General features: G+C 46.6%; 23 protein-coding genes and 2 pseudogenes. 15 read left to right on the top strand and 10 right to left on the bottom strand.

Annotated features, from left to right (window positions below):
- Positions 1-100 precede the first annotated feature (100 nt).
- From MIC7113_RS03340 to MIC7113_RS03330, 3 genes are read right to left on the bottom strand one after another with little or no spacing between them, the layout of a single operon-like run.
- On the bottom strand, positions 101-946 hold the full coding sequence (locus MIC7113_RS03340; RefSeq protein WP_015180766.1) for a GNAT family N-acetyltransferase: 846 nt from the start codon (positions 944-946) through the stop codon (positions 101-103).
- Positions 943-1,602 carry a MotA/TolQ/ExbB proton channel family protein gene (locus MIC7113_RS03335; RefSeq protein WP_015180765.1) on the bottom strand — a complete coding sequence of 220 codons (660 nt, stop codon included), beginning with the start codon at positions 1,600-1,602 and terminating at the stop codon, positions 943-945. Before MIC7113_RS03335 ends, MIC7113_RS03340 begins: the two co-directional genes overlap by 4 nt.
- A 14-nt stretch (positions 1,603-1,616) precedes the next feature.
- Positions 1,617-2,411, bottom strand: a complete 795-nt coding sequence (locus tag MIC7113_RS03330) for an LmeA family phospholipid-binding protein (RefSeq protein ID WP_015180764.1) — start codon at positions 2,409-2,411, stop codon at positions 1,617-1,619.
- Between the two features lie 241 nt (positions 2,412-2,652).
- Here MIC7113_RS03330 and MIC7113_RS38900 point away from each other — a divergent pair.
- The 3 genes and pseudogenes from MIC7113_RS38900 to MIC7113_RS35875 form a co-directional block, all read left to right on the top strand.
- Positions 2,653-2,973 (top strand): annotated as a pseudogene (locus MIC7113_RS38900) (two-partner secretion domain-containing protein); the annotation flags it as partial.
- A 314-nt stretch (positions 2,974-3,287) separates the two neighbouring features.
- A pseudogene (locus MIC7113_RS37455) lies at positions 3,288-3,486 on the top strand (transposase); the annotation flags it as partial.
- A gap of 87 nt (positions 3,487-3,573) precedes the next feature.
- A complete protein-coding gene (locus MIC7113_RS35875) occupies positions 3,574-3,870 on the top strand; it encodes a hypothetical protein (RefSeq protein ID WP_216596361.1) in 297 nt (98 codons plus the stop codon).
- 34 nt (positions 3,871-3,904) lie between these two features.
- On the opposite strand, the gene MIC7113_RS03320 is transcribed toward MIC7113_RS35875, so the two are convergent.
- A complete protein-coding gene (locus MIC7113_RS03320; protein ID WP_015180762.1) occupies positions 3,905-4,837 on the bottom strand; it encodes an alpha/beta fold hydrolase in 933 nt (310 codons plus the stop codon).
- A 303-nt stretch (positions 4,838-5,140) separates the two neighbouring features.
- Between MIC7113_RS03320 and clpS the strand changes: the two genes are divergently transcribed.
- Positions 5,141-5,422, top strand: a complete 282-nt coding sequence (gene clpS / locus MIC7113_RS03315) for an ATP-dependent Clp protease adapter ClpS (RefSeq protein ID WP_015180760.1) — start codon at positions 5,141-5,143, stop codon at positions 5,420-5,422.
- Positions 5,423-5,533: 111 nt separating this feature from the next.
- Positions 5,534-6,385: a CPBP family intramembrane glutamic endopeptidase gene (locus tag MIC7113_RS03310; RefSeq protein WP_041779874.1), complete on the top strand. Its 852-nt coding sequence runs from the start codon at positions 5,534-5,536 to the stop codon at positions 6,383-6,385.
- A gap of 138 nt (positions 6,386-6,523) precedes the next feature.
- On the opposite strand, the gene MIC7113_RS03305 is transcribed toward MIC7113_RS03310, so the two are convergent.
- The 4 genes from MIC7113_RS03305 to MIC7113_RS03290 all read right to left on the bottom strand — a co-directional run bounded on the left by MIC7113_RS03305 (position 6,524) and on the right by MIC7113_RS03290 (position 10,772).
- Entirely contained in the window at positions 6,524-6,715 is a 192-nt protein-coding gene (locus MIC7113_RS03305; RefSeq protein ID WP_015180758.1) for a hypothetical protein, read from the bottom strand.
- Positions 6,716-6,869: 154 nt separating this feature from the next.
- Complete coding sequence (locus MIC7113_RS03300) at positions 6,870-7,586, bottom strand: pentapeptide repeat-containing protein (RefSeq protein ID WP_015180757.1); 717 nt, start codon at positions 7,584-7,586, stop codon at positions 6,870-6,872.
- 69 nt (positions 7,587-7,655) lie between these two features.
- A complete protein-coding gene (locus tag MIC7113_RS03295) occupies positions 7,656-9,056 on the bottom strand; it encodes a DICT sensory domain-containing protein (RefSeq protein WP_015180756.1) in 1,401 nt (466 codons plus the stop codon).
- A gap of 135 nt (positions 9,057-9,191) precedes the next feature.
- Complete coding sequence (locus MIC7113_RS03290; protein WP_015180755.1) at positions 9,192-10,772, bottom strand: photosystem II high light acclimation radical SAM protein; 1,581 nt, start codon at positions 10,770-10,772, stop codon at positions 9,192-9,194.
- Between the two features lie 525 nt (positions 10,773-11,297).
- Between MIC7113_RS03290 and MIC7113_RS03285 the strand changes: the two genes are divergently transcribed.
- The 5 genes from MIC7113_RS03285 (at position 11,298) to thiO (ending at position 15,746) form a co-directional block, all read left to right on the top strand.
- Positions 11,298-11,699: a DUF1830 domain-containing protein gene (locus tag MIC7113_RS03285; RefSeq protein WP_015180754.1), complete on the top strand. Its 402-nt coding sequence runs from the start codon at positions 11,298-11,300 to the stop codon at positions 11,697-11,699.
- A 108-nt stretch (positions 11,700-11,807) separates the two neighbouring features.
- Positions 11,808-12,245 (top strand): DUF4079 domain-containing protein, encoded by a 438-nt coding sequence (locus tag MIC7113_RS03280; protein WP_041779873.1) that lies wholly within the window; start codon positions 11,808-11,810, stop codon positions 12,243-12,245.
- Between the two features lie 362 nt (positions 12,246-12,607).
- Entirely contained in the window at positions 12,608-12,913 is a 306-nt protein-coding gene (locus MIC7113_RS03275) for a hypothetical protein (protein ID WP_155897915.1), read from the top strand.
- A 438-nt stretch (positions 12,914-13,351) separates the two neighbouring features.
- Positions 13,352-13,660: a hypothetical protein gene (locus MIC7113_RS03270; RefSeq protein WP_015180751.1), complete on the top strand. Its 309-nt coding sequence runs from the start codon at positions 13,352-13,354 to the stop codon at positions 13,658-13,660.
- Positions 13,661-13,754: 94 nt separating this feature from the next.
- Entirely contained in the window at positions 13,755-15,746 is a 1,992-nt protein-coding gene (gene thiO / locus MIC7113_RS38855; RefSeq protein ID WP_015180750.1) for a glycine oxidase ThiO, read from the top strand.
- Positions 15,747-15,821: 75 nt separating this feature from the next.
- Here the strand turns inward: thiO and MIC7113_RS03260 are convergent, their stop codons facing one another.
- The gene (locus MIC7113_RS03260; protein ID WP_015180749.1) at positions 15,822-18,377 is read right to left on the bottom strand and encodes a dynamin family protein; all 2,556 of its coding nucleotides are present in this window, start codon (positions 18,375-18,377) and stop codon (positions 15,822-15,824) included.
- Between the two features lie 139 nt (positions 18,378-18,516).
- Here MIC7113_RS03260 and MIC7113_RS03255 point away from each other — a divergent pair, with 139 nt between their 5' ends.
- Complete coding sequence (locus tag MIC7113_RS03255) at positions 18,517-19,818, top strand: hypothetical protein (protein ID WP_015180748.1); 1,302 nt, start codon at positions 18,517-18,519, stop codon at positions 19,816-19,818.
- A 142-nt stretch (positions 19,819-19,960) separates the two neighbouring features.
- Positions 19,961-20,902, top strand: coding sequence for an ATP adenylyltransferase family protein (locus MIC7113_RS03250; RefSeq protein ID WP_015180747.1), 942 nt, complete (start codon positions 19,961-19,963; stop codon positions 20,900-20,902).
- Between the two features lie 72 nt (positions 20,903-20,974).
- Here MIC7113_RS03250 and MIC7113_RS03245 read toward each other — a convergent pair whose 3' ends face one another.
- Entirely contained in the window at positions 20,975-22,069 is a 1,095-nt protein-coding gene (locus MIC7113_RS03245) for a RuBisCO accumulation factor 1 (RefSeq protein ID WP_015180746.1), read from the bottom strand.
- A 232-nt stretch (positions 22,070-22,301) separates the two neighbouring features.
- On the opposite strand from MIC7113_RS03245, the gene MIC7113_RS03240 reads away from it, so the two are divergent.
- The 3 genes from MIC7113_RS03240 to MIC7113_RS03230 all read left to right on the top strand — a co-directional run bounded on the left by MIC7113_RS03240 (position 22,302) and on the right by MIC7113_RS03230 (position 25,432).
- Positions 22,302-23,294 carry a response regulator gene (locus MIC7113_RS03240; protein WP_015180745.1) on the top strand — a complete coding sequence of 331 codons (993 nt, stop codon included), beginning with the start codon at positions 22,302-22,304 and terminating at the stop codon, positions 23,292-23,294.
- A gap of 39 nt (positions 23,295-23,333) precedes the next feature.
- Entirely contained in the window at positions 23,334-24,041 is a 708-nt protein-coding gene (gene ubiE, locus MIC7113_RS03235) for a bifunctional demethylmenaquinone methyltransferase/2-methoxy-6-polyprenyl-1,4-benzoquinol methylase UbiE (RefSeq protein ID WP_015180744.1), read from the top strand.
- 140 nt (positions 24,042-24,181) lie between these two features.
- A complete protein-coding gene (locus MIC7113_RS03230; RefSeq protein ID WP_226883587.1) occupies positions 24,182-25,432 on the top strand; it encodes a DUF445 domain-containing protein in 1,251 nt (416 codons plus the stop codon).
- Positions 25,433-25,459: the final 27 nt, after the last annotated feature.

Below are 25,459 nucleotides of genomic sequence, written 5' to 3'. Positions count from 1 at the left end.
CATCACAGCATATACATACTTCCCACATGTTTTAGCACGAAACTGGCAGAAGCTTACATCACGAGTGACAGTAGAGCAACTGCACCTATATTCCCCTGTATCAGCTATCAAACCCGTAGTGCTGCATATAATCATCCAAAGGCTGATATCCGATCGCCTGATAAAGGTGATTTGGGGCAGGATCAGTTAAATCTGTAGACAAGAAACAATATTTATATCCCCGATCCAGTAAGGCTTGACTCAACGCCGCCACACAAGCGGTAGCATAACCCTTTCTTCGATGCTCTGGTGGAGTGTAAACTAAATTAATTCTCACGCCATTGGGTGTTGAACTATAGAAGTTAGCCAAGGATAAGGGAATGTTATCTTGCCAAAAATGCAGACTTCCTTCCGCCAAATAGCGATCCACAACTTCCTCCGCCTCCCAATCGACGATTTCCTCTGAGACTTCTTCCATAAAGGCACGACACCAATCAATCAATAATTCGCGATCGCCCAGTGTAGCCTGTCGTAAATGTCCGTTGACAACGGGAGTAGGCTGTACGGTTTCGAGTTGATAGAAGCGCTCTCGCGTTCCTTCGTGGTAAGGTTGTCCCGTCAATTCTTGCCAATGTTGGGCAAAGGCTTTAGCGGCTGATGCTGTAGCCATCACTCCCGGTAGTTGTGCTTGCCTAGAATACAAGTCTTGGGCGATGAGTGCGATCGCCTGAACGTCCTCAACTCGCGATAGCAAAAGCTTGCGAGGTGGTGTTTGCAGGGCAACCGCTAAAACCGTATCATTCTTTTCCACCATGGCGACATAGGGTTGAGATTTGAAGCGATGGGGAGAGTAAACGATGGTATCCAGCAGACCAAACATCAAGCTGTGATACGCTTCGTGCTGAAGTAAGAAGTTTCGGGTTTGTTCGTAATCTTGATTTGCCTGAGTGAGATGCTTGAGTTTCATTCTGGCTCCTGAGCTGCTACATAAGGTAGTCTCCCATAGGCATAGTAACGACGATAGAGCAGCTCTAGCTTACCACCATACTCCTGAATTAAGGCGAGTTGACGACGATATAGCCCTCGAAAGGAGTTGGCAAATATCAGGGTAAAGATGGCAACACACAACCCCCCTACGGTTGAGATTAAAGCCTCACTGATTCCGCCTGTAACACCAGGGGTATTGCTCGTGCCAATATCGCCCACTCGCATCGCGGCAAAAGAGGTAATCAAGCCCAGAATGGTACCTAAAAGACCGAGCAAGGGAGAAACCGCGATAATCGTTTCAAATCCTGTATTGAAACGCTTGAGGATAGGCATCTCCGCTTGAGCCGCACTTTCTAGTGCTAGCCGAAATTCCTCTGGCGTGGGGTTTTCCATTTCTAGCGCTGCCAGAAAAATTCGTGCGATCGGCAGGTCGCTATTTTTTTCTAGGATATTGTAGGCGGATTGAGGGTCTTGTAGGTAAAGCCTAAGAGAGGCTTGAATGATGGGCTTCTGACGCTTGGTGACTTGTTGCCAAAAGATAATGCGCTCCAAAATCAGTGCGCTCGCAAGGATAGATAACACCAAAAGGGGCCACATTACAACCCCACCCGCCGCAAAGAAACCACTAATTGACATTATGTGCTTTCAGGTTATGGAGTATTGGGAACGCGCTCAATTTGGGCGTAACCACTGAAAATCAGCTTTTTGCCATGAGTTTCCAGACGATTAATTCGCAGCGTGACGCCATCAAGGTTGAACCGATCCAGATCCACCATATTATTCAAGATCTCATCCAGTGCGGTTGCTAACTTTTGTGATATTTCCCGCAAAGACTCTGGTATATCCTCTGGTTCAAATTGGGAGTTTTGAAACAGGATACGACGCCGCCGCTCAACCGCCAGGGTAGATTTCATACTAATCGGCACTAGACCCTGCTCAGGCAGATTGGCTTTGGCAAACAAACGTAATTGGTTGTTGGGTTGCAAAGTAACTTGCACATCAGTAAAAGAAATTGGCTCACCCCCGGACAACTCGCTCAAGGCTGGGCTGGTAATATTCTCTAGTTGCTTCCTGACCAGTTCTGCTTTAAAGGATTTATTGATATCCTCTTCCGTGAGGACAACCTGTGCGATCGCCTGGGTGGGCTGCTTGATGTTCATCTGACCCTTGAGAACCGAGCTAAAGTCAAGGGAGATGGCATCCGTTTCAAAGGACATTTCCTCCGTCCGGAACTGCTGGCGAATCACCAAACCACGACCACTCATCTTGAGGCTGTCAATGCTACCCTGCAACAATTTGCTTGAAGGATAGCAGCGCACCGAAACCTCCACTGACTCGCTTTGAGTGAATAGGTGGCGAATCGTTTTGCTGGCGACGGTATTGAGCATTTGCTCTCCCCAGTCCGTGCCAGTAGGAGTTTTTGAACCGGTAAAGCCACCAAACATACCGCTGTTGATCCACGAGAGTTCTCTATATCTTTGTAACAAACTGTGAAGAACTCAGCAATCCAGCTCCTCACGTACCGAGGCATTGGGCTAGCTTGGAGAGAGTAACCCGCAAAGGCGCTCAACCCTTGTAATACAAGCTATTAACCCTTTCTTTAGTTTTAATACCGAAGTCATAGAGCTGGTACATAGAATTTCTTAATCATTTCATCAGTTTTTGTAAAGGGAAACATCTATTCAGTTGAACGTTCCGGGTGACTTTACTGCCACGACAGCCACCAGAATTGGGTTTGGTAACAACAACGGGTTCAACGCTGTTGGTACAAATGATTATTCTGCCTTAATTGAGACGCCCAGTACCTTTGCCTTTGGCACCTCCGGAGCACCCGGAGCGATCATTAATACGGGTCAACTGGCTGTCAGTGAAGGGAAAAATCTCACCTTACTGGGCGGCACAGTGCTCAGTACAGGTGAGCTAAAGGCACCCGGCGGGAACCTGAGCATTGCGGCTGTGCCGGGACAAAACCTGATACGAATTTCTCTATCGGGTCACTTGCTCAATTTAGAGATTCAACCCTGCGGGAGTTCGACGAATTGCACCCTTCCTGCCACCTCTAACGCCCTACTCCCCACTCCTCTCTCCCTACCCCAGTTACTGACTGGTAATGCGGGTTCTCCAGCCAAGGGATTGACGGTGAATGATGTCGGTCAGGTGGTACTCACTGATTCAGGTCTTGTGGTGCCCCAGTCTCCAGGTACGCTAGTGCTTTCCGGCACCGCTGATGCTTCCACTACAAAGCAGTCGGATATCGGCGGTTCTGTACAGTTACGGGGCAATCTGGTGGGTTTAGTGGAAAAAGCGCAGGAACGCGACGTTTCCAGAAAGGCGGTCGCATTGCCCAAGGGAATTGAAGCCGCAGGGTGTCAGATCGTCTATCTGCCGCCTTATTCGCCAGATCTCAATCGGATTGAAAAGTGTTGGGCATGGTTGAAAAGTCGGATTCGTAAACGGTTACCCCAATCGGCTAGTTTACGGGATGCGATCGAATCCGTTCTCAAGCAGGCAGCGTCCTAATGAAGATGGCTACAGCTATACAATGATTGGCAATCCTTGGTAGTCACAGCTTTTGTGCATTTTACTTGCATGGCTCAGACGGGCAAGATGCCCATCCCACAAGAAAGAAAATTCTCTAATTGTGGGCTGGGCATCTTAAAAGGAATTTCCCCGCTGCCTTTAGGTTTAAACACCAAGGCTTCAGAAAGCGGGGAAAATGTCCAGAGAATGGGGAATTTATTGACAATATCAGTAAGACATGTAATACCGCGAGTCTTTTTGAAAAAAGTATTTTTTGTAGTTAGAAGTGTCGCAAAAATAAGGAAAAATGGAATTTTTTTTAGATTAATGGTTTTACTGCGCTCAGAGTATTACGCTGGCAGTTCACATCCCCGACTTTTTTAAAGAAGCCGGGGATCTCATCTCGTCTCGTCTCGCCTCAAAGTTCGTTCGCACTCGATGCTTCAACTGGGTCCAGCGCCAATATCCAATCTCGTAGAATCGCATTCACCTGTTCTGGCACCTCATCATGGGGACAGTGCCCAGCTTGGAGATAGTGTTCTGTGAGTTGAGGATAGTATTGACGGAACATAGCCCCCCGCTGTTTGGCATTCATCCAAGGGTCAGCTTCTCCCCATAACAGTAACAGGGGACAGGTTAGCTGGTTTAACAGAACATCAATTTTTTCACCTTGGGGAGATTTGAACACCGAGGCAAATACTTTATGGGCACCCTCATCGCAAGAGGGGCGGTAAATCTCTTCCACTAACTGGTCTGTGACCGCACTCTGATCCAGATACACTTGGGAGAGGGTTTTACGAATCATTGAGCGTTGCCGCACGTACTGAAACAAGAGAAAACTTGCCCAAGGTTGCAGCAAAACTGACCGCGTGAGGTCGCCGATGAATTGTTGTAAGGGACTCTTTTGAGTCGGCACCTTGGTATCGGTGAAAGGGCCAGCACTGTTGAGCAACACTACACCAGCGGCAGTATTAGGACGCTGGGCGGCAACACACAGCGCTGAATAGCCACCTAAAGAGTTTCCCGCCAACACGACGGACTGACCAATCACCTCGGTGATGAAGTCATGCAACTGGTCTCGCCACAAGTCACCCCCATACTGCCAATCGGGTTTGCTTGAACGTCCAAATCCCAACAAGTCAATTGCCCAAACGTCAAAGTCGTTACAAAGTTCAGCAATATTCTTGCGCCAGTGGTCTGTGGATGCGCCAAAGCCATGAATCAGCAGTAAAGGGAGGCGTCCTGATCGTTTCTGCCCCGCTTGTACATAGTAAATAGATTGTCCCCGCCATTGCCAGTAAGTACCGGGTGCTGGGCTGGCTGCGGTCTCTCGGATTGCCTGTGTCGTCACGAGAAATGTTAATTAACGTTAACTTTTCTTATTTTAGCTGGGGTTGGCGGGTTGGAGGCTGCCGGTTGAAAGTTGTAGGTGGCAATTTCGCGTTTGCCCTTACCTTCGGTTGACTGGCTTAGGTTCTTGCACTCTTTACCATATTTCAAGACAATGTGCATTTTAGCGCTCATTTTGTAGCAACAATTTACTCTTGCTACTGTCTTGAATCCCACAATGTTTAGTAATATAAAGACAAAGCGAGTATCTTTCCCTGTTTCAGCGGGAATCCATGCAAACCTATGAACACAAGAGGATAGAGTTGTGTCTGTCGAAACAATTGAGAAGCGTTCAACCGTCCGGAAACACGCGCCTCGCTATCGCGTTTTGCTCCATAATGATGACTTCAATTCAATGGAGCATGTGGTGCAAACCTTAATGACGACAGTAGCGAGTCTAACTCAGCCTCAAGCCGTCAACATTATGATGGAAGCTCATATGACGGGGATAGGCTTGGTGATTACTTGTGCTCAAGAACATGCGGAGTTCTATTGCGAAACGCTGAAGAACCACGGTTTAACCAGCACGATTGAACCGGATGAGTAAGGGGTTAAGATTTGTCTTGAGGGTGTCGAGGGTAGGCATAACCTCAAGTTTAAAAGCCTGGTTTAAAATACTATCTTTGGTTCTTCGCCAACTGCTCACATCCCAAGCCGTTTGAAATCTAAACTTACTCAATTTGCCCAATACCCAGCACCCGCAAGGCTGGGGATATTTCTGGTGATTTTATCGCTGCTTTGGCTACCCGTAGCGGCACCCATTTATTTATTATTGGCTCACGACCCGAACTTAGTGACCATTCTGACGATGGGGCTATTGTTCGGGGCATTTTTGTTGTTGCTGAGATGGTGGGGAAAGAACGTTTATGGACGATCGCATCTACTGAGACAGTATGGGTTGGTGCGATCGCGGCAAAATGGGTTAGACCTACTCCAAGGATTGGGTATTGGTCTATTATTTACCTTTTCCCTATTTGTGGTGGAAGGGTTACTCGGTTGGATTCAATTCCAAACCCCTCAAGCTGTATTAGCTAAAGTCATTTTAGAGGGATTTGTCAGTGCCCTCGGTATTGGTTTTGCAGAAGAATTGGTGTTTCGGGGTTGGGTGTTGGATGAGTTGCAACGAGACTATACCCTTAAAGCCTCTCTTTGGGCTGATGCGATTATCTTTGCGATATTGCACTTTCTCAAACCTCTCTCAGAGGTGATTCGCACATTACCAACATTTCCCGCTTTAGTACTGCTAGGGTTAACGTTAGTTTGGGCGAAACGGTCATCTGGAGGTCATTTGGGTTTGTCAATTGGTTTGCACGCGGGTTTAGTTTGGGCTTATTACATCCTTAATGTAGGGCAATTGGTGAAGTATTCTAACAACGTTTCTCCTTGGATTACGGGTGTTGATAATAACCCGATCGCGGGAGTGATGGGTTTGTTATTTTTGAGTGTTCTTGCTGTTTGGATGAGGAAGCGATCGGCTTTCAGGAAGAATTCGGGTAAAATACGGCTCTAAAGTTTGTTCTCCTTTCATAATAAAGTTACCCAGCTATAGCCGGACAAACTCCTCTCCATCAATCAAGGGGCTTGAATAAAATAACTAGATTTTATCCATTCCCCACTCATATTTTTTTAGAGACTTAAGCTCATCACCTCATTCGGCCCCCTTACCCTTATTACTCGGTGAGGGTGTTTCGTTTTCCTGAGTGTTCAGCCATTCCCGAATCAATGCCACCGCCTGCTGACTCATCGTTGTCCGAGTCTTGGCACAGGCGACTTTAAATTGAGTTCGTTCCGACTCTGACAGAAACACTCTGAAATTTACCGTCTTCTCTTCTTCTGACATAATCACCCTATCAACACGAACTAACCCAATTGTTACATTTAGCCTGAACTACGTCTCACTGTGCTATCAATTCCCCGAAATAGACAAATGAACCTTGATCCCTCCCCGTTATGGGAAGGGATAGAAAGAAGTTCTTTTTATTAGTGCAAGAGGTTTATTCTTGTGTGAAATCTTGGACAGAAGTAGGCTCCATTTCAGTCAGCCTCAAGGGAATTTTCACCTGTTCCAATGGTGGGGTTACCTTTGCATGAGATGTGCCAATTAAACAAGCCTCCGCTAAATTAACCCCCTCCAAATTAGCCCCCTCTAACTCCGCGCACAGGAGATTAGCCTCCCTCAAGTTCGCACCAGCGAGGTTGGCACCGCGTAAGTCTGTCTCCTCCAGATTGGCATTACTCAAGCTAGCTCCTTGTAAATCCGCTTGAGACAAATCAGCCCCTTTGAGATTAGCACTGTTGAGATTAGCACCTCGCAGGTCGGCACCGCGTAAATCAACCCCCTGCAAGTTCACCCCCATCAGGTTGGCACCACTCAAAAACGCACCGGCCAATGTCGCCTTCGCCAGCTTTGCGCCCATCAAGTTGGCACCTCGGAGGTTGCTGCCGCGCAAATCTGCACTGCTCAAATCGGCTTGCATCAAGTTGGCACCGAGGAAATTGGCTCGTAAATCGGCGGCGGCGAGTTTGGCTCCAACCAAGTTAGCGCCATCTAAACGGGCACCATTGAGATTGGAACCCGAAAAATTGGTTCCCGCCAGTGTCGCCCCAGCCAGGTTAATACGCTCCAGTTGACTGACAGAAAGGTCTTCCTCTTCTAAATCGACTCCTGGCAGCTGCTTGAGTTTCCCAGAGCGAATTGCTTCTATCTCCATCACTTAACTCAAAAAAATTAGGTTGACCTACATAAACGTTGAACCTTAAAAGGTTGAAAGTTGAATGTTTTAATCTTGAAGCTTCAACTTGCTAACCTTCAACTCTTCATTGGGATGGGAATCGAGCAACCACATCCCTGCTGCAATTTTAGGTTGATTCACCTGCAAGCTCATGCCCTGTTGCATCCCCATAACCAGTAAAGATAGAGCTTCAATGAGTTTGGGATCAAACGCTTCGCCTGCTTGGCGCTGACATTCAGCTAACGCTTTGGATAAGGTTTCTTCGAGATTAATCGTGGTCTCCTCTCCTTCTTGCGACATCCGTAGCTGTCTGACGTGCCACTGAAAGTGGGTCACCAGTCCTAAAATTCTCGATTCTAAAGGAATAGCATCATAAGCTAACCCCGCAGGCGTACCTGTGCCATCCCACCACTCGGTTTGATGAGTGATAATTTGGGCGATCGCTCTCATGCGGGGCATCACTCGTAATGCCTGCACTGCCGTCGTTAGAGGACAACTGGGAGCTTCTTCCTGGGAATGAACCGCTGTCACGAAGGAAGAACCCAATCCGTGCAGCAACGCCGCCAGACGCAGACGCTTCAATTGCCACGACGGGATATCCAGCAATTGTCCCATGGATTCTGCGAGCGCTGCTATTTCTGCCGCCGCCAAGGGATTGGCTGCATTCGCTTGGTCGATTAGCTGCGCCATCCGCAAAAATGCCTGCATCTCGCTAGACACCAGGTTGTCTTCCAACGCCTGTTCATGCATGGGCGAGGCAAACAGTTCGCTTTCCCCAAGGTGAGAGACATCTTCTTGACTATGTTGAAGATAGTCCACCACACGGGTCACCACTATGCCAATGTCGTCTCTTGGTTTAGTCCCATAGGCAGCGGTAATCTTTTGTTTTTGGCTCCTCAAGGCTTGCTGTAATTCTGGAGCATAACGACCGACATGGGCGATCGCTAAGTCCATTGTCTCTTGTACCAGTTCAGCCTCAAACGTCCAAAATCCGTAGAACTTGCGTTCCAGGTCATTTTCTGGTACTCCAGTTGGCCCATAATCCGTGGACGATAACTCTTGACAGAGCACCATCGCGGAGTACGTTTCAGACAAAATAATCAGGTGCCACTCTTGAGCCACTGGATCATCCGGTGTCAGACTCACCAGTTCCACATTCGACCGTTGGCTTGTCGGGTGTTCGGCAAAGCCAGCATCGGCTGCTGCCATAATCACCACCTGAGAAGCTTTCGCGGCTAAATCTCCATAACGCTCTGCCTCTTGCAAATACCACTTACCTCGCTGGAAAGCTGTAATCATCAGAGGTGTACCGCCAGACTCCAGAATGAAGTCTTCCAGAGCATGGCACAGAGCAACGAGTGTGTTTTTGTAATAAACCCCAAAGTTTAGAGGTCTTTTACTTCCTCGATGGGCTGCTTCTAACTTTTGTAAAATCGAACCTTCCAGCATTGTTAGATTTTATAATCTCCAACCACAAACATATAAAGGACGCTCTTAAAAAAGAATCTCTAATAGGTAACCGAAAAAAAGAGCGCTTGCTTTTCCAGTCATTGTACGGGCAACTTGAAAGAGTTGCCCATGTTCCTATGCAACAGTAACCAGTTGTTTATCTTGTTTCTGTTTCGGTTCAAGGGGAGCGGTTAGCGCTTCCTCTAACTCTGCACAACCCAATCGTTCTTCAAGAATCTTCATGACTTCCCGCCCAAAGTCATTCGGGTTTTGCCGCCATGCTTGGAGACAAACTTCCCCGAAGAACGAACCTAAGGGTTCTGGATTCCACAGCAGTTTCTTCGCTGTCCAAGGCATTAAGCTCATTGGGTCATAATCTCGATTGAGAACATTATTTTCAAATGCATACTCTTCCAGGTGGGTGTGGGGTTGTAACCCAATAAAGAAGATAGCAGGCTCCACTTTATCCGCTCCAAAAATCCGCTCTAACTCCCGATGATAGGCAATTGTCTGACGGATGGTTTCCGGTCGTTCATCGATTACATTAAACGAGTAGTTGACAGAAACCAGGTCGTTAAAGCCAGCGGCTTTCAAATCCCGGCAGTTTTGCAAGACGGTACGCAAGTTGTAACCCATCCGCATCTTCCGCACCAGTTCTTGAGAACCACTGGTGATGCCTATTTCAAAGTAATTCATGCCGGTTTTCACCATTAGGTCGCACAATTGGGGCGTTAAATTGTCTGCCCGAATATAAGCCGCCCAATGAATATCATTCATGCCGGAATCGTCAATTTTCTGCAACAGTTCAATGGCATCATCCATAAACCTGCGTGCCGGGATGAATTGAGCGTCGGTAAACCAGAAGTTACGAACGCCACGATCATAAAGCTGGCGCATTTCAGCTACCACTTCCGCAGCGGGGTTAATCCGTACCTGTTTGCCTTCCACTACGGTATAGACGCAATAGCAGCAGTTGTGCGGACAACCTCGCTTGGTTTGTACACCAATATAAAAGTCGTTTTCTTGTAAGTAATAATCAAAACTAGGCCATATTTGTTCGATGTAATCGTAATTACAAGCGGTTTTTTCTAGGGGGGCGGGTTGTTCATGGATTAAGCGATCTCGTGGTTTTGTCTCCCCAACCACATAGCAGCGCTCATCCTGAAACTCTTGATTTCGCAGAATTTTCTCTAGGAGGGCTTCCCCTTCACCCACGGAAACAATGGTTCTGGTGGGGAGCTTATTTTCCAGTTGTTCATAAAACACACTCACTGCCCCCCCACCGACAATGGCACGCGCCTCTGGGTGGTATTTTTGAGCGCGTTTGACCCCTTGCCGAATTAAGCCGAGGTTGCGCCAGAGTTCCGTGTAGTAAGACGCGGCTAGACGCAACCCCCCCAAAGCTCCTCTGAGCTTGATCAAGGGGTTGCGAGCATAGTAAAACTCAAAGGCATTTTGTAGGGGGTTGCCCCCTCGTCCCCCTACGGGCGCATAAATTTGAATATCACGCCAAGAAAATACCAACAGGGTGGGTTGAAACTCGTCTACGCAGGTATCAAGGGCGTTGGCAAAATCGAGGGGAGGCACCGTTCCTAAGTCAAAGATGCGCTGCTCAACTTCGGGAAATAGCTTATGGACGTGATCGGCTAAGTAAACGACACCAATGGGAAAGATGGGGTTGCAGGGAAGCCGAACATAGAGGATTTTTTGTGGCATTGTTAACGTTGTGTTACGGATGTTCTTTTTTATAAGTCACTGACTCAAACATAAACATTAGAGTAATCATGAGATCAGATGGCGTTGTATTGGCTTGATGAAGGGGTTTTGAGCTGTTACCCCACTTTCAGAGTCCGCTTGCTTCTGACCGATCCTCGCTGTTTGACCGGGGAGAGCCACTCAAATTCTGAAAAAATTATTCATATAACTTAACTTTAACAAGATTACCGAGTTCTCTCAACTCTGTGGTATTTTTTTTGAGGAAGCCAAAAAGAGTAAAAGTGAGACTAATCAGACCACAGGGTAAGATACAGTGGGCTGATGCCTTCATTGTTTCTTGAATTTCCCAAGTTTTGCTTAAAAAAGGCGCAAAAGCCGAAAAAATTAGGAAATTCCCCTGCCAATTCCTAAATAGCCCAGGTTGAGAGAATGTGATTGGTAGTGGGGTTTACAGCCAGTGGGGATCGCAGGTGCTAACTTGAGGGATGTAATAAAAAGCTAAATTCGTTAATCGCACTGGCAGTTATGGCTCAAATCCTTGATCCTCTCCCACCTGATAACCAAAATCAACAAATTCTCTGCTGCTATGTGAATGCCACTAGCCATATACAGATCGCTCGTATAACAAACATTCCAAACTGGTATTTTGAGCGTGTTGTGTTTCCAGGACAGCGCCTGGTGTTTGAAGCCCTGGCTAAAGCTCAATTGGAAATTCACTCTGGCATGATGGCCAGTGCCATCCTTTCAGATACGATTCCCTGCGATCGTTTGCGTGTAGACGACAACGATAATGCCATAGAGCCTCCAGCACCTAAGGCTTCCGAAGTGACTACAAGTAAGCAACCGGTGGAAACAGTCAAAGTAGAACTCGTCAATCATAATATCCGATTATCAAAAGAAACTTTAACTTTTGCGACTCTGGGCTAGTTGAGCCTTCCTAGAGTGAAATTGAGACAGGGGTTGTCCTCATTGGGCAACCCCTTACTTTTATGATGGGAGGAGAAAACTCTACCCACCCAAATAGGGGGTTATTTTGTGAATCTCCCTTCCTTTATTTGGCTCTGGAAGATAGCCGCTTGGTCAATGGGCTTCTCCCTCTTGGCGTATTTTCTGCTTAGTATGACCGGGTTTGTCCTCTTCAGGAAACGCCAATCTCATCATCTACAACCCCGTTGGTTAAGACCTTTACACTACATCGTGGGTTGGCTCATGGTTAGTTTAGTCTTACTGCTGCTGTTCATTGGCATTGTAGGAACCTTCGGTCATTTCGGCAGCTTAGGGCACTCAGGACACTTAATCGCTGGGTTGTCTGTTGTATTTCTAGTTTTTCTCTCAGCCTGCAGTTCTACCCTAATCCGCCCAGAACGAGATTGGGCGCGTGCCATTCATGTTGGGACAAATATTGCACTGTTGGTAGGATTTACCTGGGTTTCCTGGACGGGTTGGGAAGTTGTCCAGAAATACTTACCCTGAGTTGAATCGACTCCTAGATCGGTTGGGCAAACCCAACCCATCGACAGGAGAAGAGGAAAAATATTTCTTTCGCTAGTTGTAGCGACATTGACCGGAGATTTAGTGAGAATATAGAGAATATATAAATAGGGTGAAGGTAAAGCCAAATCTGAAATTAGATACTACTTTAGTCATGGGTTTCCAAGCCAGGGAAGCAAGATTTTTAGCACCATGCTCGTGAGCTTTGCTCATCAAGGTCTAATCAGTAAAAGCTTAATTCACTTCCATGACCCAAGCCCAGGTAAAGGAGTATTACCGATTACCTACGGCTTTGGATTATTCTTGTAGATTGACAGACGCACGATTCTTTTCTTAACTCAGGTATGAACAGATTTATCGGGTTAATTATCATGGTAGTTGCGATCGCCGCTCTGGCAGGAGCAGCGATTGGTTGGCGTTTTCCCTTCCAAGGGCAGAGTCAAAGTGCAAACCAATTACGAACCGGTCAACAACCGACAAACGCTAGAGCCACCAATCAAAGATTAGGCGCTCGTCAGCCCAATAGAACAGCAACAGCGCCAGCTAGCGTTCCGGCTACAACCGCACAAGCACCAAACACAACAACCAATCCATCAGCGACGGACTCTGCCCCAGCAGAAACCGCTCAGCCAGTCCCAGCACTTTGGTAAGGTGTACTCTATCCACTTCTCCTGTATGAGTTTCTAGCTGTGATGGTTTCTAGACCAGCTCAGCAGAAGTAACCCACCCGTTTTTAGGAGTATTCCGAAAAACTTTCTCCCCCATCTTCATTAAAAGTCCTCACTCTGATTTCCGGCGGTCATCTCTGACCCTACTCCCAACGGGTGAGTTATTTTCGTTACCGGACACGAGGGCGTTTTGGCTACGTCTGCGGCTTCTTGCGAGGTCTTACTCGTTCAGAACGCCTGATCAAAGGTCTTGCTGACCCTACCCTGGCATCTGCTAGGAATTTAGCCCCAAGGCTGGTAATCTGAAGTCTGGAGTCGCAGCCATTCCTAAAGAAATAGCAAAACAAAAATAATATTCATATTCGTTTTGATAACTTTTTGTGATTGGCACATTTAGTTCTTTTTATTTGACCCAGGTTTATGCATAAATTGATGAGATTAATTGGCAGGGTCGTTGTAGCTACAGTGCTTGTGGGGGTAGTAACTGGGTGTAATCGATTTCCCTTTCCGGGTCGGAATCAAAGTGCCAACCAAACGGGCGATACTTCAGACACAACACAAAACCAACCCGGAACTCGCACACAAGTACAACCCGCCAATCAGCGGCTCCGGCAAGCCCAAAACAATCAGGGTAATGCACAATCCCCTGATGGTACTTTAAATCCCGAAGCCACCAACACCGGCGCGGGGCAGTCAGAGGCTAACCAAGGTGTGCCTGCGTTATGGTAAGATGGAGAGCTTGAGTTTTAGTTGTTTGTTCTCGGTTTAAGGCGGTAACGAACAACGGCGTAGGCGTGTCCGAGGCGCGTCTCAATTTTTTCCCATGAACGCAGCAAGTGACATTCTCATCATCGGCGGCGGCGTGATCGGTTTAGCGATCGCCGTTGAACTCAAATTACGGGGCGCAACAGTAACCCTCATCACCCGCGATTTCCAACAAGGGTCTACCCTAGCCGCCGCAGGGATGTTGGCTCCTTGGGCAGAAAGGATTCCCCAAAGTCCCATGTTGGATTTATGCCGTTGGTCCCGATCGCTGTATCCGGAATGGATTCGTAAGCTAGAACAGCTAACGGGTGTGGCAACAGGCTATTGGCCATCGGGAATTTTAGCACCAGTTTATGAAGAGGCGATCGCATCCAAACAAGATGGAACAGGCGCGGAAGCAGAATCAGCCTCTTGGTTAGACCAAAAAGCCATTCATTTGTATCAACCCGGTTTAGGTTCGGATGTCGTCGGCGGGTGGTGGTACCCGGAAGATGGACAGGTGGATAACCGGGAACTGGCTCAAGCCTTACGTCTAGCCGCTCAGGAATTGGGTGTGAATCTGCGTGAAGGCATTGAAGTCGAAGCCATTGAGCAGCAAAATCACCAGATTCGCGAACTCAGAACCTCTGCGGGTGAGTTTCAAGCCGACCATTACGTCTTAGCAACCGGTGCCTGGTCGAGTGGCTTATTGCCATTGCCCGTCCGTCCCAAAAAAGGTCAGATGTTGTCGGTACAAGTCCCCTTAGACAAACGTCAGCCCTTGCCTTTACAGCGAATCCTTTACGGTTCCAACACTTATATCGTGCCGCGTCGAGACGGACGAATTATCATCGGAGCCACCGTTGAAGAGGTTGGCTTTGCCCCTCACAATACACCAGCCGGGATTCAAACCCTTTTAGCGCAAGCAATACGCTTGTATCCGGAATTGCAGGACTGGGCGATACAAGAGTGCTGGTGGGGGTTTCGTCCCGCAACACCGGATGAATTACCGATTCTCGGCACCAGCCCTTGTAAGAATCTCACCCTGGCGACCGGTCACTATCGTAACGGCATTCTTTTAGCACCCGGAACAGCTGTGTTAATTGCCGACTTAATTAGTCAGCAAAAATTTCACCCCCTCCTAGAACATTTCCGCTACGACCGACTCTATACTCAATCTGCTCCTGCTCAGACAAGCCCGATGGTTTTCTCCAGCAATTCGTCGCTCAATTCAAAGTCCTCCGTCCTTGCCCCTCAAATCCCATCTTTCCCGGAACAATCCACAGACAAGCTGATTATTGCGGGACGAACGTTTAATTCTCGCCTGATGACGGGTACGGGCAAGTATAGCAACCTAGAACTCATGCAACAGAGCATTGCGGCAAGTGGTAGCCAGATTGTCACTGTTGCCGTGCGTCGGGTGCAAACCCAAGCCCCCGGACATGAAGGATTAGCAGAGGCGCTGGATTGGACGAAAATTTGGATGTTACCAAACACAGCCGGGTGTAAAACGGCAGAAGAAGCCGTGCGGGTAGCGCGGTTAGGTCGGGAAATGGCAAAACTATTGGGACAGGAAGATAATAATTTTGTCAAGTTAGAAGTGATTCCGGACGCTAAGTATTTACTCCCTGACCCTATTGGTACTTTAGAAGCCGCAGAGCAATTGGTGAAAGAAGGTTTTGCCGTATTGCCTTATATTAATGCCGACCCCTTGTTAGCGAAACGATTGGAAGAGGTGGGTTGTGTGACGGTAATGCCCTTGGGTTCACCGATTGGTTCGGGACAGGGGATTAAGAATGCCGCCAATATCCAAATCATTATTGAAGAAGCCAATGTGCCGGTGGTGGTGGATGCGGGAATTGGCACGCCCAGCGAGGCGGCTTATTCGATGGAGTTGGGGGCAGATGCTTTATTAATTAACAGTGCGATCGCGCTGGCGCAAAACCCCGTCGCGATGGGGAGAGCAATGGGTATGGCAGCAGAAGCAGGGCGTCTTGCCTATCTGTCGGGTCGAATGCCGATGAAAAGTTATGCCAGCGCTAGTTCGCCGCTAACTGGCACGGTTAATTAGGGATTGACAACTGTTTATTGTGTCTGTCTAGGGTATCTTAGGTTCAACACAGGAATCGCCACGTACTTTTGCTTTTCAGGAAGGGAGAATTGCCTCGATATTCTTCTGCACCTGCTCAAGTTCTTGTCGCTTCTGAGTGATCCAAACTTTGTCAGCCTCGCGCTGTTCCAAACTGTCTTTGTAAGTTTTTTCCTGCTGCTCTAATAGATTTTCATAAAGCAAAATTGCTTGTGTAATGACCTGGCTTGCTGATTCAACTCGGTTATTAAAGACTGAACCAACAATCTCATAGAATTTTTCTGAAACTTTATCCATTGATTCATTAAATTTTTGGAATCCTATTTCAAAAACTTTAAGTTTTATTTTGTCTCTAAGCCCATCGATATCTAGCATTGACAGTCCAAAACCCCCAACAATTGCTGCGGCTACGCTTGCTAGAATTATTGCAATGAAGCCAATTCCTGCAAATGCTACTAATCCAGCAGCTAAAGCACCACCTACTCCAATGCCACCGCCAAAACCTCCAAAACCCCAAAAATTATCATTAATTCCACTTATTGAGAGGTTAAGTTGCTCAGTCAAATGACTTTTTACTTGTTGATCAAAGCTTTTAAACTCTGCTTGAATTGCTTCTAACTCTTGAGAAATTCTTTCGTCTAATATTTTAATATTTTGTTGTAATATTACATCTCTAAAAGTGTTGTTTCCCCAAGCATCTATCTCTTGTGTTAAGTCTTGAAGAAATTGACTCATGTAGTCTTTGATTAGTTTGTCTTGGCTCAAAACGGGATTGTGTTCTGAAGTCCAGCTTAGGCTCTTCTGAGCCATTCGTTCACTCAAACCTTCACTCCATTCATCCCAAGACTCAGCCGATTGTTCAACCACACTCTCTATTAGTTGGTCTGCTAAAAGACGAATTCTGACATCACGACCGCTAGCTTCTCCAATTTGTTCCAATATTTTTTGCTTTTCTACTTCAGAGAGGTTAACCTTGCCGTCTAAAACTTCCTCTGCTTGGCGCAGCCCCTGAAAACTTGATTGAACCAAAGTATTAATTTTAGTGATGAACTGTTTGAGTTTTATGGAACCGCACTCGCTTGTTAGGAACTCCTCCAAAGACTGGGTGAAAATCTGAAAAGCTTTCAGATAATCATCTTCATTTCCTTTTAAAATTGCCTTCAGCGCTGATTTTGCAGAGATAAAGTGGAGTCGGTTTTCAGCCTTAAGTAGCAGATTTTCTTCTTTGACAAAGCTCTCAATTCGCTGTATTACATCTTCACAATCTTCTTCCTCGTCCAGCAAATCCATAAAATTAACAACTAAAAACAGATTTCCGATTGGCTCGTTTTTTTTACCCCCATTCAGTTGTACCCTTACATTTTGTATCAATTCTTTTTCCTTCTCAGGGAGGAGACGCATGGCATTTGTTAGGAAAATAGCTGCATCTGTATCCTTAAGAAGTTTCTGAGTGATAGTCGTCCTCAGAGGATTTTCATTCAATCCTGGGGAATCAATGATTTCTACACCACTTTTACATAACTCCAAATCAGGATGTTCTAAAATGATTTCGTCAAGATCGGATTGTGCCAGCTCATCACTGCGATGATCTCGTGCTGCTTCTTTGGGAATGGCAGCTTTTACTTGATACTGCTCAAAGGGAATCTCTTCCTCTCGTCCATCCTTATAGCGACAGATTACCCGTCTTTGCGCTCCATATTTCAAAACTGTAACAGTACCACTACAGGGAATTGCTCTTACAGGTTGAATTTTTTCACCCAGCAAAGCATTTAGTAAGGTTGATTTACCTTGACTAAACTCTCCTAAAACTGCCAGTCTAAATGGCTGCAATTGTAAGTTTTTAGATATCTTATTTATCTCCTCTGTGAGAGTATGAGGTAGGAAATCACGATTGCTACAATTTTGAATTATCTGGAAAAGTTGATTGCAAAAATTACTTAATTGCTGCCGATACTCCTGGAACTCTTTTAAATGCTTGTAAGATGTAGATTGCTGTAATTGCATCCCTTTGTGTTCAGATTTAGCAGGTAGAGCTGCCAACATATCACTGGTAGCTTTAACAAAAACACTATCCAATTCATGGAACCGAGCTGGATCAAGTAAAGACTGCACCTCATCCAAGGCAGATGGTTCCACAGTTCCTTGATGAGTGAACCCAGCTTCGAGAACCGCCAAGTGTCGTGGGTTAATTCCTAGTCGATTGGCAATTACCTCCAAATACTTCTTCTCACGAGCGTCCATTACTCCATCGGCTGCTGACATTTCATAGCCAAAGCCAATCAACAACAGCCTTTCCGATTCTGAAAGCGGAGCCGTCAGCGTTAGCAAATCGTTAAGTTTTTTATATACCTGATTCTGTCTGACTCCTTTACTCAAAAGCTGCGTCAATTGACGTACATTACCCTCTGGAGGGATAAATTTATTGATGCTTTTTTGCCAGCGCTGCTTTTCTTCCTCTGTCACAGTGCCATCTGCCAACATCACCCCCAGTAGAACCGTTACCAAAGCTGCTAAGAAAATCACAGAAGGAGTGAGAGTTTTTTGACTGAGCTTTTGCCCAGTAATGCGCGAAAAAAGTTCAACAGCCTCAGAAGTGACTAGGGCAGTATTCATAACCTGTCTAAGGTAATCAATTTAAATCTAGTATTGCTTAGCTTCAGTTGAAAGTGTTTAAAATTTAGATAAATTCAGTGACTTTTCTTAATGAGACAAATTAGGCTCTAAGATAAAGAACTCCCACTGAGGCAGAACTATGCTGTTTCAATTTTCCCCTCACATTCAGGCTGGTCTTGCTGCTGGCATATATGATCAAGTTTATTCTGGAGGAGTACCAATAGGCGTAGTTAGATGGGCTAAAGGCACTGCGAATGCTGGTCACTTTGCTGGTAATGCAGTGGGTATTCTGAGCAATAGCGGCGCTGTGCTGAATCCGTTGGCAGCTATTCCACAGATGGCAATGAGTGCAGGACAGATGTACCAAATGCACAGAGGATTTCAAGCTGTCCAAGCTAGCTTAGGAGTTTTGCAAGCAACTACAGTTGTGATTGGTATCGGCACGTTTGCAGGTGTAGCATTGATAGCCGTCAACTTGTGGCAAACTCTGAAGCTGAGAGAAGATGTAAAGCAACTCAAGCTAGAAGTCAAAAATGGTTTTATTGACCTAAAAAAAGCTCTAAAAGACCAAGGTTCAGAAATCATCCAGCGAATTGATGAGGTTGCCCAAGATATCAAGTTTGAGCAGCATCGTCTAGTTTTGATTCGGGCTTATGGGAAGTTTCTAGAAGCAACTAAGCTCATGAAAACCGCTATGGTGTGCGAAGATCTGAGTATTAGAAACGCTACCTTAGCAAGCGCACAGTTAATGTTAACAGAGGCATTAGCAGACTATAACAATCCTCAGTTGTTGTCAGAAACTTGTGCGGCTGGACAACTCCGTAGGCTGGAATGTGCTTGGACAATTGACCAGACAATCACTTTGTCGTTTCAATTGCAAAATCAGCTAGCAGCAGTAAGCGATCGCCTCTCGTCCCTCCAAGACAAAATCCGTCAAGATTCCCTGACTGTAATTGAACGCTGTGAAACCGAAGATGAACTCGATTTCCTCTTCCCCGAACTTATCCGAATTCACGACCACGATTTAGCTGTCTTAGAGTCTTGGCAAAATCATGTAGATTGGATGCGATCGCTCCCTCCATCTGAACTCAAACTCCTCCAAAGTGCCGACTTCGACAACCCAGAAGTCACAGCTAACCCAGACATCAACGCCGATACAACCGCCTTAACTGCACCACCAGAACAGTTACTCTACGAGAATTTAAAGCAAAAATCTCATCCTGCATCCCTGCAAGATCAGCTAGTTTTGATGATGAAACCAAGCTTACGTCAAGAATTTGCATCATACATCAGCGAACAATCCGCGATCGCAGGTTATAAAACCTTAGTCCCTGCCAACTTACAAAACGCCTCAAACTTAGCCGTTGCTAACCTCTACTGGTATTTCAAAGTCAGAGATGAATCAGAAGATGACGTAGAAGCAGAGGCAGTAACAGCATAAAAAATCAAAAACTCCAAGATGCGATCACCTCACGCGATCGCACAAAGCCAAAATAACGCTCACTATAGTCCTATAAACCTTCACATTTGACCGCAACTTGGGATATCACAGGAGAATCAGACGCTGCCAAAGAGATTTCACCATGTCCCAAACCGAAGAAAATGTACCAGCAACACTACGGTTAGAATCAGGTACTTTGTGGGCAAAAGTGACCCAGACAACCGAACACGCCCTCGGTTGCGGTGCACTCCAGCCCATCCCGACTGAATGCCAATGGATTGAGCAAGACGGCGTTAATTTCCTGGTTCGGGTTTTGCCTAATCTCGTCCGCAAGGAAAAAGCAAAAAAGAATCAGGATCAACAAAAAACAACCTCCGGGAAGGAGTTTAACCCGTTTCTTCCTTACGAGGAGGATTTATTCGTTGCAGACATTTCCGACACCCATCTGTGTCTATTGAACAAATTTAATGTACTCGACCATCACCTGCTGATCGTCACGCGAGAGTTTGAAGAGCAGGACAGGTTACTGACTCTGCAAGATTTTGTGGCTATGTGGGCATGTCTTGCCGAAATTGACGGCTTGGTGTTTTACAATGCAGGCAAATTGGCGGGTGCTAGCCAGCGACACAAGCACTTGCAATTGGTGCCACTGCCGCTTGTACCCAACGGACTCAAGGTACCGATCGCACCTCTACTCGCATCCATCCACTTTGACGGGTCGATTGGAACTATACCCGGCTTGCCTTTCGCCCATGCGATCGCACAGTTAGACTCGTGTGGGTTGCAGTCTCCACAAGAAGCGGCTGCTTTAACCTTGGAGCAGTATCACACAATGCTTCAAGTCTTGGGTTTAAGCAACGAGAGTTCTCATCAGCAATCTGGTGCTTATAATCTTTTGGCAACACGGGAGTGGATGTTACTCGTGCCGCGCTCACTGGAATCGTTTGAGTCAATTCCTGTAAACTCCTTAGGATTTGCGGGTACCCTCGCGGTACGTTCCCAGGAGCAGATCCAGATTTTAATAGAACAAGGCCCCATGACTGTGCTGAAAAACGTTGCTGTCCCCTCTGCATTGCCAGCTTAGAAGGACGGGCTTTTCGGCCCATCCTACAAGAGTTTCAGAAGTTAAATCGTGCCGAATTGAATCCCTGTTCGCTTATTCATCGATTTGCCAGACATCGCGGCTGAGATTTTCATCCAACAATTTCTTCGGACGGAGTACGAGGATCATGCGTCCTAATAGATTGACATCTGGAGCGTCCTGAAACCACTCAATGGCTAGCTGTCCTGATTGGTCAACGATAAAGTAACTGTCGCCGTCCCATTCCGTCTGTCCACGGTCAACAATTACCATGACTTCTTCGGATTTACCAGCCTGTTGATTAGGCAGTTGACTCGTTTGACACAAAATCCCGACAGGGTCTTGTGCCTTCAATATCACTTGCCAACCCGGTATCGCCACGAGGGTTTGTGCCTCAGAAACCTTTGCCAGTTGGAATGAACCTGTACTTTGAAGGCGGGAAACTTTGTTCAAGTCGTCTGAATTCAGGGGGAACCGACCGGCGACGGGTAATAGGCGAGGTTGCTGTTCGTCGGCTTCGATCCGGTAGAACGGTAATCGAGGAGCGGGACGCCTTTCGCCACCCGCGAGTTCAGTCAGCAACTTTTCAATTTGTTGCCGCGCTTCCTGGGTATGAGCGAACATTAAACCCCGTGCAATTAAACGCGATCGCTCTTGTAACTCCTTTTGTTGTCGAGCGAGTTTCCAATATTCATAAGCCACTGCATCACCGGGATGATTGGAAAAACCTTCGGGTAGAGTGCTTCGACGGGAGAATTCTTTAACCGCTTTGGCAACTTCACGCGCTCCTTCAGAATCCAGATTTCTGGCAACAATAAATTCAGCCGCCGCACCGCGTTCATTTTGTGTTAAAATACGCAATTCATACAACGAATCGCTACCCGTCCGCTCAAAGCGCGATCGCACGGCATCGGAAACCCCAGCATTGATTAAAGTGGTGTAGACCTGAGAGGCCACAATCACTTGATTTTGTTGAATTGGCTCAAACCCAGTTTCTTCAAATATCTTCTGGGAACTGTAGCCTGCTTTTTGTAGCTGCTGACAAGCCTTTCCCCACTCCACCCAGTTACTTTGTTTGCGACGCAGCAATAGGATTAAATCTTCAAAATTTAGGCTTTCAGCATCAGGTTGAGGGTAGCTTTCGGGAGTGCCCGGTGGTATTTCAGTCATGACTTAGGCAAAATTAACAAGACGTGTAACGGGAAAGATGACATTAATTTATCTTGAACTGGATATTAATAATATTGACAGGCAAAGCGGACAGAACAAGCGAGGAGTCAGGTGAGGGCAAATTTTTTCTTTCTCCAAAGTTTTTTATTTTACGCCAATATCAACATCACCTTAGACATCAGCTCGTCAGGTTGCTAGTTTAGATTCGCCGCAAGGAGCTTATCGTATTGTTATGGACGATGTTATTCCTAATTTTGATCAAATCAAACGTCAGTTAATGAGCTTAGAGCGACCCAAAAAACCCAAAATGCTAGTGGTAGACGATGAACCAGATAATCTGGATCTACTCTACCGTACCTTCCGACGCGATTTTGAAGTACTTCGAGCCGATAGTGGAGTCAACGCCCTATCCTTGTTATCGACTTCAGGGGAAGTCGCCGTCATCATTTCAGACCAACGGATGCCGGAAATGAAAGGAACAGAGTTTTTGAGTAAAACGGTTCCTCAGTTCCCTGACACGGTGAGGATAATCCTGACGGGTTTTACTGACGTTGAGGATTTGGTCGAGGCGATTAATTCGGGACAGGTATACAAATATATTACAAAGCCTTGGGACCCTCATGAATTGAGATCGGTGGTACAACGCGCCGCTGAATCCTATGAACTATTAAAGCAGCGGACAGAAGAACTGCATCGCTCACAGGCACAAATGGCGTTACTGATGACGATTGTGCAGGCGGCTCAAGAGTCCGATAGTTTAAACTCTTGTCTGGAACCCATCGCTCAAGCGTTTGGCGAAAACTTCTCGGCAGATGCCTGCATTTTGCAGCTAGTGGAAAATAACCAACTCACGAGCGTAAAGGGAATTTACACCCAATCTGAAATCCTGGAAAGCCCTCTAGAAAAAGACCCACTGGCTCAAGCCGTAATTGGCAATACGACAGATACACCTCATGAGACTCAAGAGCTTCAGCTTTGGGTCAATACTCCAAGTTCGACCCTGACAGCAGAGGCGGAATATTATCGAAATGTTGGTCTCTATATGCACCTGCTTGTCCCCATTATTTACCGAGGTGAACGGCTGGCGGTGTTATCGCTTCAATGGAAGCAAAAAACGACGCATTTGCAAGAGGATGAAATCAAACTCATTCATCTGGCAGCGCAGCAGGTTGGGTTAGCGCTCACCAGTACCCGTGCTTATCGACCGAGAGCACAAGAAGCATGAAGATGAAGGGACACTACTTTTTCATCCTCCTCTATCTCTATGACCTCATCTGCATCAGAAATTCGGGATTTATTTGACCGCATTGCACCCGTTTACGACCAACTGAACAATGGGTTAAGTTTAGGGCAGCACCGTGTTTGGAAACGGATGGCACTCAAGTGGAGTGCAGCCAATTCAGGGGATACCTGTTTGGATTTATGTTGTGGCAGTGGTGATTTAGCCCAACTTTTGGCGCGGCAGGTAGGAGCAACCGGTCAGGTTTATGGGGTCGATTTTTCATCGGGTTTGTTAGCGATCGCCGATCAACGGGTTAAAAACCAGCATCCTCCACTTCCCATCCATTGGGTGGAAGCCAACGCCCTCGATTTACCTTTTGCAGACAATTATTTCGACGCGGCAACTATGGGATATGGATTGCGAAATGTAACGGATATTCCCCGATGTTTGAGCGAATTGTATCGCGTTCTCAAACCCGGTGCCAAAGCGGCTATCTTAGACTTTCATCGCCCCAAAGATCGGTTGATGCGTGCCTTTCAGCAGTGGTATCTGGAAAATGCTGTGGTGCCTACCGCTGAACGATTAGGTTTAACCGAAGAGTATGCTTACATTGCGCCTAGCTTAGAGCGGTTTCCCACCGGACCAGAGCAAGTGAGTTTAGCCCAAAAAGCAGGCTTTACAGCCACTCACTATCCCATCGCAGGCGGCATGATGGGAGTATTAGTGGTAAGCAAAGGGAATGGGGACTAGGGGTAATTTCCGTAATTAGCAGCCGCCAATTTCTAGTGAAGAGGGAATCATGCCTTGTGGCGTTCTCGCTAAGATGGGAGTTGGGTGTTAGGTGCTGTGTTCTCAAAAGATGTCCCTACGCCCTTCTCTCTCTTGACGCTTTGCCTGACTGGACTCTCACCTTGGATCTAGCTACTTCTTGGATTTACATTGCTCCTCCCGTGGCGGGTGCAATTATTGGCTATTTCACCAACGATATAGCGATTAAGATGCTATTCCGCCCGTACAAAGCTATTTATATTGGGAAGCGTCAGCTACCCTTTACACCGGGTTTGATTCCCCGCAATCAAGCACGCCTTGCCAAGCGGATTGCGGACACGATTATGGGATCGCTGCTGACTCCTGGTGAATTGCAAAACTTGGCACAGCGTCTGCTGCAAACTGAGCGAGTTCAGGGAGCTATTCTCTGGCTCTTGCAGCTAGCGTTGGATCAAGTCAAGGTTGATAAAGAGCAGAGAACTGCCAAAATTCTCGCCAGCATTCTGCGCGATTTATTCGGTGAATCGTTACCTCGATTGCTCAAGGTACTTGCTCGTCGTGAAGATTTTTTGGAAACCCAAATTAACCAAATTTTCGATCAAGTTTTATTGGACTTCCAACTCAGTGAACCACAGGCACGAAAGCTATCTGATTGGCTGTTGCAGGTTGTTCTTCCTCCTGATGTCATGCGACAAGCGTTGGTTGATTTTTTGACTGACCGAAATATTCAGATTATTGATGAAGGTTTTCGAGAAAAGTCGAGTGGAACCTATTGGGTTGTAGCGAATTTGTTGGGTCTACGCAACTCTTTGACACGCCTGCGAACCTATTGCTTGGATGAGAAAGATGCAGCGAATGCACGTCTTGCAGAACTCTTAATTTCTCTGTCCGTACGAGAACGCTTGCGAGCCTGGTTACAAAATATTTCCCTGCAAAATCTGCCACTCTCAACGGTGCGACAACTGCGTAAAACGACCCGTGAATCTGTTCGCAGCTATGTTCAGGAACGGGGTGCTGATGTACTGAAGGGATTAGGTGAATCCATTGATTGGAATAATCTGGCGGTACTTATTCTCAATCGGCTGAGGACTTCGGCGGCTGTAACGACATCGCTGAGCGTAATTAGCCAGGAATTGGCGTTAATCTTAGAGCGTTATTTAGAAGAAGATTTAGAAAAAATTGTCGCCCAAATTATTCCGATTTTGTCAATTGATCAGGTGATTGTTGACCGGGTTAAGGCTACAACACCTGAAGAGCTAGAACTCACCATTCAAGGAATTGTCAAGAGTGAATTACAAGCTATTGTTAATTTAGGCGGAATTTTGGGATTGATTGTTGGATTGGTACAAACAGGTATACTCCTGCTTCGCTAAGCTCATTCCCTGCTGGAATAAAATGAC

Source organism: Allocoleopsis franciscana PCC 7113 (assembly GCF_000317515.1).
Lineage (GTDB): Bacteria > Cyanobacteriota > Cyanobacteriia > Cyanobacteriales > Coleofasciculaceae > Allocoleopsis > Allocoleopsis franciscana.
Note: the sequence above shows the minus strand (reverse complement) of the source record. Positions and strands in the feature narration are given on the sequence as shown.